Origin of the sequence: Pseudogulbenkiania sp. MAI-1, from assembly GCF_000527175.1 — a bacterium.
GTDB lineage: Bacteria > Pseudomonadota > Gammaproteobacteria > Burkholderiales > Chromobacteriaceae > Pseudogulbenkiania.
Genome location: NZ_AZUR01000001.1, coordinates 2,164,414 through 2,178,775, shown reverse-complemented (window position 1 = coordinate 2,178,775; position 14,362 = coordinate 2,164,414). Strand labels below are relative to the sequence as shown.

At 64.2% G+C, this 14,362-nt stretch carries 12 protein-coding genes; 2 read left to right on the top strand and 10 right to left on the bottom strand.

Annotated features, from left to right (window positions below):
- The first annotated feature begins 258 nt into the window (after window positions 1-258).
- Both PSEMAI1_RS0110200 and PSEMAI1_RS0110195 read left to right on the top strand, forming a co-directional pair.
- On the top strand, window positions 259-1,740 hold the full coding sequence (locus PSEMAI1_RS0110200) for a thymidine phosphorylase family protein (RefSeq protein WP_232219886.1): 1,482 nt from the start codon (window positions 259-261) through the stop codon (window positions 1,738-1,740).
- Window positions 1,737-2,663, top strand: coding sequence for a ribose-phosphate pyrophosphokinase (locus PSEMAI1_RS0110195; protein ID WP_024302777.1), 927 nt, complete (start codon window positions 1,737-1,739; stop codon window positions 2,661-2,663). Before PSEMAI1_RS0110200 ends, PSEMAI1_RS0110195 begins: the two co-directional genes overlap by 4 nt.
- Before the next feature lie 69 nt (window positions 2,664-2,732).
- Here PSEMAI1_RS0110195 and PSEMAI1_RS0110190 read toward each other — a convergent pair whose 3' ends face one another.
- The 10 genes from PSEMAI1_RS0110190 to PSEMAI1_RS0110145 all read right to left on the bottom strand — a co-directional run bounded on the left by PSEMAI1_RS0110190 (window position 2,733) and on the right by PSEMAI1_RS0110145 (window position 14,351).
- The gene (locus PSEMAI1_RS0110190; protein ID WP_029770619.1) at window positions 2,733-5,528 is read right to left on the bottom strand and encodes an AMP-binding protein; all 2,796 of its coding nucleotides are present in this window, start codon (window positions 5,526-5,528) and stop codon (window positions 2,733-2,735) included.
- 60 nt (window positions 5,529-5,588) lie between these two features.
- A complete protein-coding gene (locus tag PSEMAI1_RS0110185; protein ID WP_024302775.1) occupies window positions 5,589-5,849 on the bottom strand; it encodes an acyl carrier protein in 261 nt (86 codons plus the stop codon).
- 28 nt (window positions 5,850-5,877) lie between these two features.
- Window positions 5,878-6,969, bottom strand: coding sequence for a dihydrolipoamide acetyltransferase family protein (locus PSEMAI1_RS0110180; RefSeq protein ID WP_232219885.1), 1,092 nt, complete (start codon window positions 6,967-6,969; stop codon window positions 5,878-5,880).
- Between the two features lie 139 nt (window positions 6,970-7,108).
- Window positions 7,109-7,561, bottom strand: a complete 453-nt coding sequence (locus tag PSEMAI1_RS0110175) for a pyridoxamine 5'-phosphate oxidase family protein (RefSeq protein WP_024302773.1) — start codon at window positions 7,559-7,561, stop codon at window positions 7,109-7,111.
- 14 nt (window positions 7,562-7,575) lie between these two features.
- Window positions 7,576-8,550: an alpha-ketoacid dehydrogenase subunit beta gene (locus PSEMAI1_RS0110170; RefSeq protein WP_024302772.1), complete on the bottom strand. Its 975-nt coding sequence runs from the start codon at window positions 8,548-8,550 to the stop codon at window positions 7,576-7,578.
- Entirely contained in the window at window positions 8,547-9,593 is a 1,047-nt protein-coding gene (pdhA, locus tag PSEMAI1_RS0110165) for a pyruvate dehydrogenase (acetyl-transferring) E1 component subunit alpha (RefSeq protein ID WP_024302771.1), read from the bottom strand. Before pdhA ends, PSEMAI1_RS0110170 begins: the two co-directional genes overlap by 4 nt.
- Window positions 9,590-11,353, bottom strand: a complete 1,764-nt coding sequence (gene acsA, locus PSEMAI1_RS0110160) for an acetate--CoA ligase (protein WP_024302770.1) — start codon at window positions 11,351-11,353, stop codon at window positions 9,590-9,592. Before acsA ends, pdhA begins: the two co-directional genes overlap by 4 nt.
- A 21-nt stretch (window positions 11,354-11,374) precedes the next feature.
- Window positions 11,375-12,142: a slipin family protein gene (locus PSEMAI1_RS0110155; protein WP_024302769.1), complete on the bottom strand. Its 768-nt coding sequence runs from the start codon at window positions 12,140-12,142 to the stop codon at window positions 11,375-11,377.
- 2 nt (window positions 12,143-12,144) lie between these two features.
- Complete coding sequence (locus tag PSEMAI1_RS0110150) at window positions 12,145-13,524, bottom strand: nodulation protein NfeD (RefSeq protein ID WP_024302768.1); 1,380 nt, start codon at window positions 13,522-13,524, stop codon at window positions 12,145-12,147.
- 56 nt (window positions 13,525-13,580) lie between these two features.
- Window positions 13,581-14,351: a CHAD domain-containing protein gene (locus PSEMAI1_RS0110145; RefSeq protein ID WP_024302767.1), complete on the bottom strand. Its 771-nt coding sequence runs from the start codon at window positions 14,349-14,351 to the stop codon at window positions 13,581-13,583.
- Window positions 14,352-14,362 lie beyond the last annotated feature (11 nt).

Genomic DNA, 14,362 nt, shown 5'->3' with positions numbered 1-14,362 from the left:
ACGGAAATTCTCAACCGCTTTATTTGGCATCAGGGTTGAGACATGGGCTGCAAGGGGGGCTGTTCTGCTTCGCCGCCCTCCTCCGCGTCGTCAGCAGGCTGACACGAGCGCCGAGAAGGAATGCCAGCCGAATTCCTTCAGGGGAGGCTAAAGTAGAAGTGACAGCTGGCGGGCGGTCTTGGATGTCTCGGTGCCGGACTTCCGCGATAGCGTTGCATTACAAGGAGAACGACGGTGGGCGCTGGTCATGAATTGCACTTGAAGTGGCTCGGAATCGATACCTATCAGGAGGCGGTGATCTATATGAGGCGCGATTGCGAGGTCTGCCGCTCCGAAGGCTTTGAAGCGCAATCGCGCGTGCGGGTGACCCGCAACGGCGTAGAGATCGTGGCGACGTTGAACGTGGTCGATTCGTCGATTCTCGCGCCGCACGAGGCGGGCCTGTCTTCGGCGGCGTGGAATCAGCTGGGCGGGCGCGAAGGTGAAACCATTCGGGTGCTGCCGATGCCGCCACTGGAATCCCTGGTGGCGCTACGGCGCAAAATCTATGGGAACCGTCTGGACGAGTCGCAAATCCAGTGCATCATCAACGACGTGGCGAAGGGGCGTTATCCCAACATCTATCTGGCGGCTTTTGTCGCTGCTTGCGCCGGCGGACGGTTGGATGTGGAAGAAACCGTGGCATTGACCCGTGCCATGGTGAATGCGGGCCAACGTCTGGACTGGGGGAGTGCCCCGATTGCGGACAAACACTGCGTCGGAGGCTTGCCTGGCAATCGCACCACGCCCATCGTGGTGGCGATCGCCACGGCTGCGGGGCTTATCATGCCCAAGACCTCTTCCCGAGCCATCACCTCTCCGGCGGGAACCGCCGACACGATGGAAACCTTGGCGCCGGTGGATTTGGACTTGCTTACAATCCGTCGGGTCGTCGAGCAAGAGGGAGGCTGCATTGTCTGGGGTGGCGCGGTCAACCTGAGCCCTGCGGACGATATCCTGATTCGTGTGGAACGGCCGATGGACCTCGATAGCGAAGGCCAGCTGGTCGCCTCCGTGCTTTCAAAGAAAGCGGCAGCCGGTTCGAGTCATGTCCTGATCGATATCCCGGTCGGACGCACGGCCAAGGTTCGTTCGCCGCAAGCGGCCGCCTTGCTGGAAACCTTGATGAAGCATGTGGCCAAGGGCGTGGGCCTGGATGTCCGTATTGTGTTCACCGACGGCAGCCAACCGGTTGGCCGGGGCGTCGGGCCGGCCTTGGAGGCCCGCGATTTGTTGACAGTATTGCGAAATGAACCCACGGCTCCGGAAGATTTGCGTGAACGTGCACTGATGCTGGCCGGTGGTTTGCTGGAGTTTTGCGGCAAGGCGGCAGACGGTACCGGCACTGTCCTGGCCCGGCAGTTGCTGGATTCCGGTCGGGCATGGCATAAGTTTCTTGCCATCGCCAACGCCCAAGGGGGGCTGCGCCAGCCTCCGGTTGCGCCTTACACCCATCCGGTCTGCGCGGCTGTCTCTGGCCTGGTCGGCGCTGTCGATAACCGTCTGGTCAGCCGGGCTGCCAAGTTGGCAGGCGCTCCCCGCGCTCCTGCCGCCGGCTTGGACCTGCATGTCAGGGTCGGCAGCGTCGTCGAGCCAGGCATGCCGTTGTTCACCGTCCATGCCGAGACGCCCGGCGAACTGGAGTATGCCCTCGGCTATCTGGAAACGCACCCCGAGATTGTGGTGATAAACGAACCATGAATACGGTCGTTCTACCCTTGCCCGGCAATGAGGCGTTGGCCGACGCGTTGCTGAAGCAACCCGCTTTGCCGAGGCCGGCGGAGCGGGGCGAGTTGGCCGTGCGCGTTTTCCCCGATGGCGAAACCCACCTGCGCCTGTTGAGCAAGGTGGAGGGGGCTCGGGTGGTGCTGGCGGCAACGTTGGACCGCCCGGACGCCAAGCTGCTCCCCTTGCTGTTTGCCGCGTCGCTGGTGCGTGACTATGGCGCGGTCGAAGTCGGGCTGCTGGCGCCCTACCTGGCTTACATGCGACAGGATGCCCGCTTCGCTCCTGGCGAGGGGGTGACGGCGCGCTATTTTGCCAAGCTGTTGTCATCCCATCTCGACTGGCTGGTCACCGTCGATCCCCATCTACACCGCATCACCGCTCTGGATCAGGTGTACGACTGCCCTACCCGTGTGGTGCATGCCGCTCCGGCCATGGCGGAATGGGTGGCCGCCAACGTGCCGGCACCGATCCTGATCGGACCCGATTCCGAAAGCGAGCAGTGGGTCGCGGAAGTCGCCTCCTTGGCCAAGGTGCCATACGCCGTGCTTGACAAGATCCGGCATGGTGATCACCAGGTGGAGGTGTCGCGGCCCGAGATGGCGCAACTTCTCGGGCGTACTCCGGTACTGGTGGATGATATCGTTTCGACGGCCCATACCATGGCCGAGACCTTGCGCCATTTGCAACAGATGGGGGCCAAGCCGGCGGTGTGCATCGCAGTGCATGCCGTTTTCGCCGAGGATGCGGTGGCGAGGCTGACTTCCAGTGGCGCGGCCCGGGTGGTGAGTTGCAATACGATAGCGCATCCCAGCAATGCGATATCGCTGGAGCGCTGGTTGGCGGAGGCGATCCGGGATGTCTGCGGGGCCAGCCCGACGGAGCGTCGAGCGGAGTGACTGACAGCAAAGCTTTTCTTGTCTGAGACCGGCCGCACGATTCGATGTGTTTGAAGTCGACATATCATGTCATGGCGATGCATCGTGCTCACCGCAGAGCGGCAGCATGATGCGTCGTATTTCCTGGCTCAACGCCATCGCCGCCGGCCACCCCACTCCGCGTGGCATCAGGCTCGGGCCAACCACGAAGTCGACCGGACCGCGTCGCGGCAGCCACGTGCCATCGCGCAGCACGATACGGGTACCGCGCAGGGCCGCGACGACCACCGGTACGTTGGCCACGGCGGCGGCGATGAATCCGCCCAAGTGAAATGGCCGCAGCCCCGCCTCACGAGTGAAGGTACCCTCCGGAAACACCAGCAGGTTTTCACCTGCCCGCAACGCTTCGACCATCGCGTCGACGCCTTCCCTGCTTTGGCGAACATCGAAGCGCTCGATGAAGCAGGTACCCAGGCTGGTCAGCAAGGCTCTGAGCACTGGCCGGGACTGCAGTTCACGCTTGGCGGTGAAGGTGTAGCCGGGCGTGGCAGGTAGCAAGGCGGTCAGCAGCAGCACGTCCAGGTAACTGGCATGGTTGATCAGCAGCACGTGCGGCTGTGCCGGCAAGCGTTCGAGCCCGGCGGTCGTCACCGGCAAGCCGATAAGGTGCAGGCCGACGCGTGCCGCGGCACGAACGATGCGTCGTCCCAGCGCAGGCCGATGCAGGGCGATCGTCAGCACGCCTGCCGGCAACATCAGTGCCAACAGTATCATCCACGTGTAAACGCCATAGCACCACGCCGCAAACTGCCTGTAGGCGATATGAAGACGCGCAAGCCCAGCCCCGGCCCATAGCTTCAGGGCGTGCCGCCACGACGGGAGCTGTGCCACGCCCAACTCGCCTCGTTCATAAGCCTGCCGACAGGCCAGTCGCCGGATCTTGCCGCTGGATGTCTTCAGCACAGTGTGCGGTGGGGCCAGCACGATGTCGTCCACCGGCGATCCCGTCACGTCGGTAGCGGTTTTTCTGATGTGCTGCCGGAGCGTCTCCAGCACAACAGGGTCTCGCGTCCGGGTTTCGGCAAGCACGATCAGGCGCTCGGTGCCTTTTGTCAGGTCGGGACTGGCGAATGCCGCCACGAGACCTTTTCGGATGCCCGGCAGGTTGCCGATCGCCTCCTCCAGATCGTACGGATAAAAGTTGCGTCCGCCACGGATGATCAGATCCTTGACCCGGCCTGTCAGATAGACCTCTCCATCGGCCATGTAGGCGTTGTCGCCGGAGTCCAGCCAGTCATCGTGGAACAGCGAGTCGGTTGCCTCGGGGTTCCGATAGTAACCGCGGGTGACCGAGACGCCACGGAACTCGAGCCGCCCGACCCTGCGTTCCGGCAGTTCCTTGCCGTCTTCGCCCACGATGCGTATCTCATGGCCAGGCAAGGGCCGGCCGCAGGAAGGGATGCGCAGAACGTCGGCTTGATCGACGGAGGCCACTGCCATCCCCGCGGTGGCGAACGGCTCCTGCGCAATGACATCGATGAGCGGCCCGCGGCCGACCGGTGGAAACGCTAGCGCGACCGAAGACTCAGCCAAACCGTATACGGGTGTCATGGCTTCCCGTCTGAAGCCGTGCGCCGCAAAGCGATCGACAAAACCGTCCAGGGTAGCTGGACTGACCGGCTCGGCACCGTTGAAGGCGAAACGCCAGCTCGACAGATCGACCCCCTCCAGTTCGCTGTCGTCGATCTTGTGGACGCACAGCTCATAAGCGAAGTTGGGTGCGCCCGACAATGTTGCATGGTGACGCGAGATCGCCTGCAGCCAGCGCGCCGGCTGGGAGAGGAAGGCCAGTGGCGACATCAGCACCAAAGGGAAGCCATGGTAGAGCGACCCGAGCCAGGCCCCAATCAAACCCATGTCGTGGTAAAGCGGCAGCCAGGATACGCCGATGTCCTCTGCCGTGATGCCGATGATCTGGCCCATTGCGCGGATATTGGCGAGCAGGTTGGTGTGGGTGAGCGTGACGCCCTTCGGGTCACCGGTACTGCCAGAGGTGTATTGCAGCAAGGCTAAGTCGGAAGCTTGCGCAGGGAAGATGGTGGCCGCTGGGGCATCACTCAGTTCTTCTGGCGTCAGCACCGCCGTGAGGCTGCTGACCTTGGTGCGCAGTATCCGTGCGACCGGTTTTGCCTCCTCCACGGTGATCATTAGGGAGGTGCCGGCATTCGACAGGATGCGTGCATGGCGGCGCAGGTGCTCTTCGATCTGCGCCAACCGTGCCGGCGGGTAGATTGGCACCGGCACGCAGCCGGCCATCAACACGCCGATAAAGCTTTTCAGGTAGCCGAGGCCGGTTGGCAGCATCAGGGTGATGGTCTGGCCGGGCATCAGGCCGCGTGCTGCCAGGCCACCAGCAACAGCCCTCCCCGCCTCGAACAATTGACGGTAACTGATGGGCTGTACTTCCTGCCGTTCACCATACAGCAACACATGGACTCGCTCCGGCTGGCGCTCTGTATGCCAGGCCAGTACCTCGGGCAAGGTGTGCGCTTGGCGAGGTGGTGCGACTGCGCTGGCACCGCCCAGTGGTGTGGCGAAGGGCTGGGGTGCGGCATGGGCCGGCTGGCCGAGGAAGTTCAGCAGGTCGCGCGGCGTTTCTGCCTGCGCTAGAGCATCGTCCGGCAGGTGCACGCCGAAGGCCTTGCCCACCCTCTGCACCAACTCGACCCGAGCCAGGCTATCGAAGCCCAGGTCGCGCTCCAGCGCACTGTCCAGCGTGACGTCTTCGGGGTGGGCCGGGTGCATTTCACGCTCAAGCTGGCGCACTACCGCCAACAGGCGTTCAGCCTGTTGCGGTGGGGTAAAGGAAGGGTCGGGAGTGGTCATCGTGCATGGCCGCCAGGAGGATGGGCGCTATCGAGGGGGGGACCATCGGCGATGGCATACTTATTCGCTTGGTGCGCCCTGAAGCCGGGCTGCCAGATAGTCGACCACGGCGTTCAGCGATGCCAACTGCCGGTAGTCGGCCTCAGGAATGTCGACGTCCAACCGTTCGTGCAGGCCGATGATGAAATTGAGCCAATCCATCGAGTCGAGGTCGACTTGCTCCCGCAGAGGGCGGTCGTCACGCAATTCGCCCTCTTCCACTTCCGGCGCAATGACTCGCAGTGTATCGATGACGGCGGCACGAAGGTTTGCTCGGTCCATGATGGCCTCTCCGCTCAACGGTAGTACGTCACAGTGCGTCTGGTTGTTGCAGCAGCGCGCGGATTTCCGCCAGGAACCGTGCGCCGCGGTGGCCGTCGCTCGCGCGGTGGTCGCCTGACAGGCTGGCAATGACGGTAGGCATCGCCACCAGCGTGCCCTGCTCCACCCACGGTCGCTCCATCACCCGCCCGAACCCGATCAGCGCTACCTGTGGCGGATAGATCACGCCAAATACCGACTCGACGCCCTGCTCGCCCAGATTGGTAACGGTCAACGTGGGATCGGCCAGCTCGGAACTGCGCAGCGAGCCGGCTCGCGTCCTCTTCACCAAATCGGTCAGTTCGTGCATCAGCACGTCCAGTGATTTGGCAGCCACATCATGGATCGCCGGTGCGATCAGTCCACCCTGCCGCAATGAAATCGCCACGCCGACATGAGCCGCTGCGGCCGCCTGGAAGGCGCCGTCGATCCAGTGGCCATTCATTTCCGGAAAGCGCCGAGTGGCGAGGGCAACGGCCTTCAACAGGAGCACTGCCGGCAACAGGCGTTCGGTCACGGGGCGCTCGGCATTGTGTTGTTCGAGCCAGTTGAGCGCCAACTGCATCGGGATGGTCTCGGCCAGATAGTAGTGCGGGATCTCGCGTTTGGAACGGCTCATCGCCGCTGCAATCGCATGGCGCATTTCGGAACCGCGGTCCGGTGCCGGCGCCGCGGCGTGCTGGGCGGCCGCCTCGATGTCCTCTAAGGTAATCGTCCCCTCTGGTCCCGATCCGGCTACGGCGGCGATGTTGACCCCCAGCTCGGTTGCGCGTTTGCGCGCCGCAGGCGAAACACGGCGCCGCTCGGTGGCCGGGCGACGGGCGGTTTCCTCGGATTCGCCGGGCGCCCGGATCAGGGCGATCGGCGTACCGGTCGGCACCTTGTCGCCAACACCGATCAGGAGTTCATGCACGGTACCCTCGACCCAGCTTTCCACGTCCACCGCCGCCTTGGCGGTATCGACCACCGCGACAATATCGCCCCGCTTCAGCGCTGCACCGGGCTGAATCTTCCACTCCAGCAGCGTGCCTTCGTCCATGTCGGGGCCCAGAGCGGGAAGCCTGAATTCAATCATCGCCATTCCTTCTCGGCGGGTGCGCATCGACGATGGCGGTCCGTTTCATGTTTCCCGCAGGGGGAAACACGTCATGTTGCCGGGGCATGATGGCGAGCCCGCCCCGATAGAGCCGTTCCGTCCCATCCCATGGCGCAAGCGTGGGCTAGACCTCCAGATATTCCGTGTAGCCGAATCCCTGGCGGTAATCGAGCAGCGAGATGACCTGGGGCGTGACCTTGATCACCGCGAGGACGCTCGCCATGGTTTCCACCGGCCCCATGCTGGTGATTTCCGGGAACTTGGCCTGCATCAGGTCGAGGGCCTGTTCGATCTCGTCCGGGTCTTGCACTTCTTCCGCGATGCCGCCTAGCGACAACCCGCGTATCTCGCGCCAGTCGGCGTAGTCGTGGTCGATGGCGAGCGAGACCTTGTTGTTGAGCCGGATGTTGCGCAGCTTCTGGGCGTGCACGTCGCAGCACAGATAGATAGTGAGCCCATCGTTGACGTAGGCGACCGTGGTCGCCTGGGGGTAGCCGTCCTCGCGAACGGTGGCGAGGGTGCAGATATTGTGGGTATTCATCACTTCCAGCACCTTCTGGCGGGCGGTGTCGTCCATGCTGATCTCCAGTGCTATTTTCCACACACGGCGCGCGCCGCGGCGACGATTGTCGTCACCTGCGGCAGCGCCGCGTCTTCCAAATGTTTGGCATACGGGATGGGTACTTCGGCGCAGCAGACGCGGGCGGGTGGCGCATCCAGCTCATAGAACGCCTGCTCGGTCAGACGTGCCATTACCTCGGCGGCCAGACTGCCGCTCCTCCAGCCTTCGTCGACAATCACCACGCGGTGCGTCTTGCCGACCGACGCGACCAGTGTTGCGTCGTCCAGCGGACGTAGCACGCGCAGGTCGATGACTTCGGCATCGATGCCATCCGCAGTTAGTCGCTCCGCCGCCTCCAGCGTCTTGCCGAGCTGTCCGCCGTAGGCGATCAGGCTGACGTCGTGCCCTTCGCGTCGAATGCGGGCCGAGCGGATATCCACTTCGACGCCCTCGGCCAACTCGCCTTCCAGGTTATAGAGCTGGCCATGCTCGAACAGGATCACCGGGTCCGGGTCCTGCAGCGCGGGCCAGAGCATGCCGCGGGCGTCTTCCAGCGTGGCCGGCGCCAGCACCTTGATGCCGGGAATGTGGGCGTACCAGCCTTCCAGGCTGTGGGAGTGCTGGGCGGCAAGTTGCCGGCCGGCGCCGGTGGACATGCGGACCACCAGGGGGACCGAGAATTGCCCGCCCGACATGTGTCGCAAGGCGGCCGCGGTGTTCACGATCTGGTCCAGCGCCAGCAGGCTGAAGTTGACTGTCATGACCTCGACGATGGGGCGCATGCCTCCTAATGCCGCGCCGATGCCCACGCCGACAAAGGCGAGCTCAGATAGAGGGGTGTCGCGGATGCGGTCCGGGCCGAACTCCGCCAGCAGTCCCTTGGTAACGGCGTAGGTTCCGCCGTATTTGCCGACGTCTTCCCCCATCAGGAAAACGTGCGGGTCGCGCTGCAAGGCTTCACGCAGGGCTTCCCGCAAGGCCTCGCGGTAACTGGTGCGGCTCATGGGGAACCCCCGCCTGCCGGGGTATGCACATCGCGCAGCAAGTTGGCGACCGGCTCCCAACTACCGTTCTCGGCATACTCCACCGCCTTGTCGACCTCGTCAGCGATCTGGGCATCGAGTGCCTGGAACTGTTCTTCCGTCAGCATCCCTTGCGCCTTCAGGCGAGCGGTGTAGGTATGAATCGGACCGTGTTCCTTCCAACGCTCGACCTCGGCCTTGTCGCGGTACAGTTCGGGGTCGAACATCGAATGGGCCCGGAAACGATAGGTCTGGAACTCGAGAAAGTAGGGACGCTGCTCCGTGCGTACTGCCGCCACGGCTGCCAGCGTGGCCTGATGCACCGCCACGACATCCATGCCATCCACCGCTTGGGCCGGCACGCAGTATCCTGCGGCCTTGGCACGCAAGTCGGTCTGCGATTCGGAACACCTCAGCGCCGTGCCCATCGCATACAGGTTGTTCTCGCAGCAAAACAGCACCGGCAGTTGCCACAACGCAGCCAGGTTCATCGATTCGTGGAATGCGCCTTCCGCCACCGCGCCTTCTCCGAAGAAGCAGGCGGTGACGCGACGAATGCCCTGCAGCCGGTCAGCCAGCGCCAAGCCGACGGACAACGGCAATCCACCGGCGACGATCGCATTGCCGCCAAAGAAACGGGTCTTGGCGTCGAACAGATGCATCGAGCCGCCGCGTCCGTGCGAGCAGCCCTCCTGCTTGCCGAACATCTCGGCCATGATCGAGCGCATCGTCACGCCACGCAACAGGGCGTGCCCATGCTCCCGGTAGGTGGCAACCACGGCGTCTTCGGGCTTTAGCGCCCGCATGACGCCGGCGGCAACCGCCTCCTCGCCAATATACAGGTGCAGGAAGCCGCGAATCTTGCCGGTGCCGTACAATTCGGCGGATTTCTCTTCCAGTCGCCGGATGCGCAGCATGTCGCTCAGCAGGCCCAGCGCCAGTGATGATTCGAAAGGAACGGGGGTGGTGGGGATGGGGCCAGGGGGAAGCGCCATGGCGGAACCCGGTGCGTTCTGCTCGCTCATGCACCCTCCTCCAGTGTGGACAGGTCGCCTTCGGGCAGGCCCAGTTCCCGCGCCTTGAGCAGGCGGCGCATGATCTTGCCGCTGCGCGTGCGCGGCAGCGCCGGTGAAAAGGCAATGTCCTTCGGGGCGACGGCGGCACCCAGGCGTTTACGAGCGTGGCCGAGCAGTTCGGCGCGCAGCGAGTCGGAGGCCTCGACGCCATGCTTGAGCGAGACAAAGGCCTTGACCACCTCGCCCACCGTTTCGTCCGGCATGCCGATGACGGCGGCTTCGGCCACCGCGGGGTGTTCCATCAGCGCGCTTTCCACTTCGAACGGACCGATCAGGTGGCCGGACGACTTGATCACGTCGTCCACGCGACCGACAAACCAGTAGTAACCTTCGGCATCGCATCGGGCCAGGTCGCCGGTCAGGTACAGGTCGCCGGCAAAACACTTGCGGTAACGCTCCTCCTCCCCCAGGTAGCCGCGAAACATCGAAGGCCACCCTCGTTTGAGCGCCAATTCGCCGACGGTGTCCGGCTCGTGCAGCACGGCTACCGAACCGTCGGCGTCGCGACGCACGATGCAGGCTTCGACACCCGGCAGCGGCTTGCCCATCGAGCCCGGCTTGATCGGCATCGCCACGGTGTTGGCGATCATGATTCCGCCGGTTTCGGTCTGCCACCAGTTGTCATGGATCGGCAGGCCGAGCACATCGGCACCCCACCACACCGCCTCCGGGTTGAGCGGCTCGCCGACGCTGGCGACAAAGCGCAGTTCCGGGAAACGGAACCGGTGTGCCAGCTCCGGTCCGGCCTTCATCAGCAGGCGGATCGCCGTCGGTGCGGTGTACCAGACGCTGACGCGCTCGTCTTGCAGAATGCGGTACCAGTGCTCGGCGTCGAACTCCGCCGCATCGACCACGCTGGTAACGCCGTGCAGCAGCGGCGCGATGATGCCGTAGGAGGTGCCGGTGACCCAGCCGGGGTCAGCGGTGCACCAGTAGATATCCTGCGGATGCAGGTCGAGCGCGTACTTGCCGGTGACATAGTGGGTGAGCACCGCACCGTGCACATGCAGGGCGCCTTTCGGCGTGCCGGTGGTGCCGCTGGTGAAGTGCAGCAGAGCCGGGTCGTCGGCGCTGGTGGGGAGGACGTCGAAGTCGTCGGCTGCGTTGGCCATCAGGCTGCCGAGGTCGAGTGTGCCGGGGACGTCGGTCGGGTGACCGTCGTCGCCGATCAGCAGGGTGTGGCGCAGCGACGGCATGTCCGCCACCACGCTCGCCACCTTGCGCCGGAACAGCGACTCGGTGGTGACCAGAACCTTCCCCTGCCCCAGCCTGATCCGGGTCGCGATCGGTTCCGGTCCGAATGCCGAGAATAGCGGCGACACCACGGCGCCGACTTTGAAGCCACCCAGCACCGCGAGATAGAGCTCCAGCCGCCGTCCACATAGAACGAACAGCCGATCTCCCCGCCCGATGCCAAGCCCCGTCAGGACGTTGGCGAAGCGATTGCTCAGATGGCGTAATTGCTCGTAACTGACGTCGCGGCGGCTGCCGTCGGCTGCCAGCAAGCGCAGCGCCGTGTGGCCGCGCCGCTCGCTCTGGGCATGCCGGTCCACCGTTTCATGCGCAATGTTGAGGCCGCCGCCGGGCAGCCCAGCCAACTCACGCCGTTCCGCGTCCCAGGAAAACTCGCGACGGAGAGCCGCCTCGTCCGCAAGGTTGGGCTGTACGCGCAATGCCGCCAGCGTCTTGGCGATAGAGGCCGCTCGCACGGTATCATCCTCGGTGGCTGGTCAGCCGCCACCTTGCCCGGGGAACTTGATTCCCAAGCTGGCCAGAATGTCCATCGGCAACGGAAACACGATGGTCGAGCTCTTGTCGCCGGCAATCTGAGTGAGCGTTTGCATGTAACGCAACTGCATCGCCTGCGGTTGCCGTGCCAGCATCTGGGCGGCGCTCAGCAGCTTTTCCGAGGCCTGCAATTCGCCTTCGGCGTGGATGACCTTGGCGCGCCGCTCGCGTTCGGCCTCGGCTTGTCGGGCGATGGCACGGATCATCGATTCGTTCAGGTCGACATGCTTGATCTCGACGTTCGAAATCTTGATGCCCCAGGCGTCGGTCTGGATATCCAGCACTTTCTGGATGTCCAGGTTGAGACGTTCGCGCTCGGCCAGCAATTCGTCCAGCTCGTGCTTCCCCAGCACGGCGCGCAGCGTGGTCTGCGCCAGCTGGCTGGTGGCCTCGAGGAAGTTGGCCACCTGGATGATCGCCCGTTCCGGGTCGACGACCCGGAAGTAAACCACGGCATTCACCTTCACCGACACGTTGTCGTGGGTGATCACGTCCTGCGGCGGAACGTCCATCACCACCGTGCGCAAGTCCACCCGGACCATCTGTTGCACGCCGGGAATGATCAGGATCAGGCCGGGCCCCTTGACCTTCCAGAAGCGGCCCAGCATGAACACCACGCCGCGTTCGTATTCGCGCAGGATGCGAAACGATGCGGCGATCAATAACACTATCAGGACGACGACACCACCGCTTCCCAGTCCGAATCCCATATCTACGCTCCTTTATTGGTCTCGTTGCACGGTTCGACACGCATGATCAGCCCCTGTCTGGCCGTTACCCGCACGAGTTGGCCGCGCTTGAGCGGTATTGCACTTTGCACGCGCCAGTTCTCGCCGCGAATGGATGCCCAGCCTTCTGCTTGCAGGTCGTCGAGTATCTCCCCGGTGCTGCCGATCAACCCGGTCTCGCCGCTGACTACCGGGCGCCGGCGCGCCTTCAGTGCCATGCCGGAGACGAAGAAAATGAATAGGCCCGAAGCGGCGGCAAGCGTGATGATCAGAGACAGGGGTATGCCGAAACCGGGCAGCTCGGTATCGATCAGCATCACCCCCCCAATGACGAAGGCAACGATGCCGCCGATGCCCAGGGCGCCGAAACTGGGCAGGAAGACCTCCGCCACCATGCAGGCAAGACCAAGCAGCATCAGCGCCAACCCGGCGTAGTTGACCGGCAGCATCTGCAGGGCATAGAGCCCCAACAGCAGGCAGGTGGCGCCGACCACGCCCGGCAAGACAAAACCTGGGTTGGAGAACTCGAACAGCAGTCCGTAGATGCCGATAACCATTAGGATCATGGCCACACTGGGATCGGCGATGACGCCGAGAAACCGGCTGCGCCAGTCGGGCTGCAAGGTGACCACGGCTGCCCCGGCAGTCTGCAGCACCTGCTCGCCCGATCCCATGCGGACCTTTCTGCCGTGCAGCTTGGTCAGCAGGTCGGGGATGTCGCGTGCCGTCAGTTCGATGACATTTTTCGCCAACGCCTCGTTGGCGGACAGGCTGACCGCTTCGCGCACCGCCCGCTCTGCCCAGTCCACGTCCCGTCCGCGCATCTGGGCTAGCCCGCGGATGTAGGCGGCAGCATCGTTGATCTGTTTCCGGGTCAGCGTGTCTTGCTGGCTGCCGCCCTGCTCTTTGGCCGGCGCGCTACTCTCCGGTTTCCCGTCCTTGCCCTGACCCTCCCCGGGTTGCGGGCCGGTAATGCCGATCTGCACCGGCGTGGCGGCTCCCAGATTGGTGCCGGGAGCCATGGCGGCGATATGGCTGGCGTACAGGATATAGGTGCCGGCGCTGGCGGCGCGCGCGCCGCTGGGGGCGACGAAGCTGGCGACCGGCACCGGTGAGGCGAGGATGGCCTTGATGATTTGCCGCATCGACGTGTCGAGCCCACCGGGGGTGTCCATCTGCAGTATCAACAGTTGAGCGCCCTCTTTTTCCGCCCGGCCCAAACTGCGGCTGATGTGGTCGGCACTGGCGGGTCCGATGGCCCCGGCAATAGGAACGACCATGACAGGTCGCGGTGCGGCAAAAGTTGATCCGCCCAGGAGCAGCCCGAGCCACATCATGACGATGATTTGCCACAGCTTCATCATCGCAGGGGTCCAATCGATCGTGACGACAGTTTAAATTTAGACCATGAATGCCATGCTCACGGCGATTTGCCGTGCGGATAGTCGTTGAGCCAGGCCAATGCCGCCTTGGGGACGGGAATTTTGTCGCGGGCCAGGCTCTCCAGTAGCAAGGCATGATCGCGCGCTTCGCCCAGCCGGTTTTGCATGGCTTTGGCGCGCTGGCCGCGGGCAACCCAGCGCTTCCCGAGCAAGTCGCCCCAAAGTTCGGATTGGTAGCGCAGTCGTTTGGCCAGCAGCCTGACGCGATGTGCTGCCTCGTCGCTGCCGGGTTGTCGCTTCCAGCCTTTTCGGGCTTGGCGGTAGCGGGTGCGGGTCTGCTTCAGGGCTTGGCGCAGCGTCGCCACTAGTCGTTTACCGCCGGCCTTGAACGACGGCTGTGCCGTCGAGATGATGTCATTCAGCAGGGCCTCGATGTCGGCGCTGAGTTCCAGTACCGAGTGGCGCCCTTCCGCCACGGCCTTGGCTTCACGCCGGCGCCAGGCCGCGAACCGCTGGGTATCCGCTTGCAGGGCGGCCTGTGTCAGCAGGTCCAGGCGGACTTCCCGGTCGCGCCAGATGTTGCCGGAACTGGCCAGTTCGCCGAGCCGGGCTGACAAGGGGAGCAGTGCCTTGCCGCCCGACAGGCGCGAGAGCCCACGCAACAGACTACGCAACTGGCGCAATCCTATGCGCAAGTCATGCAGCGCCTCGGGGTCATCCTGGACCGCCAGACGGTGGCGGGCCTGGATGATCATGTCGCGGCGCTGGTTCAGGCGCTGCATCATGATACGAGGCGGCGAGGCGGGCATGGGAAGCGGTC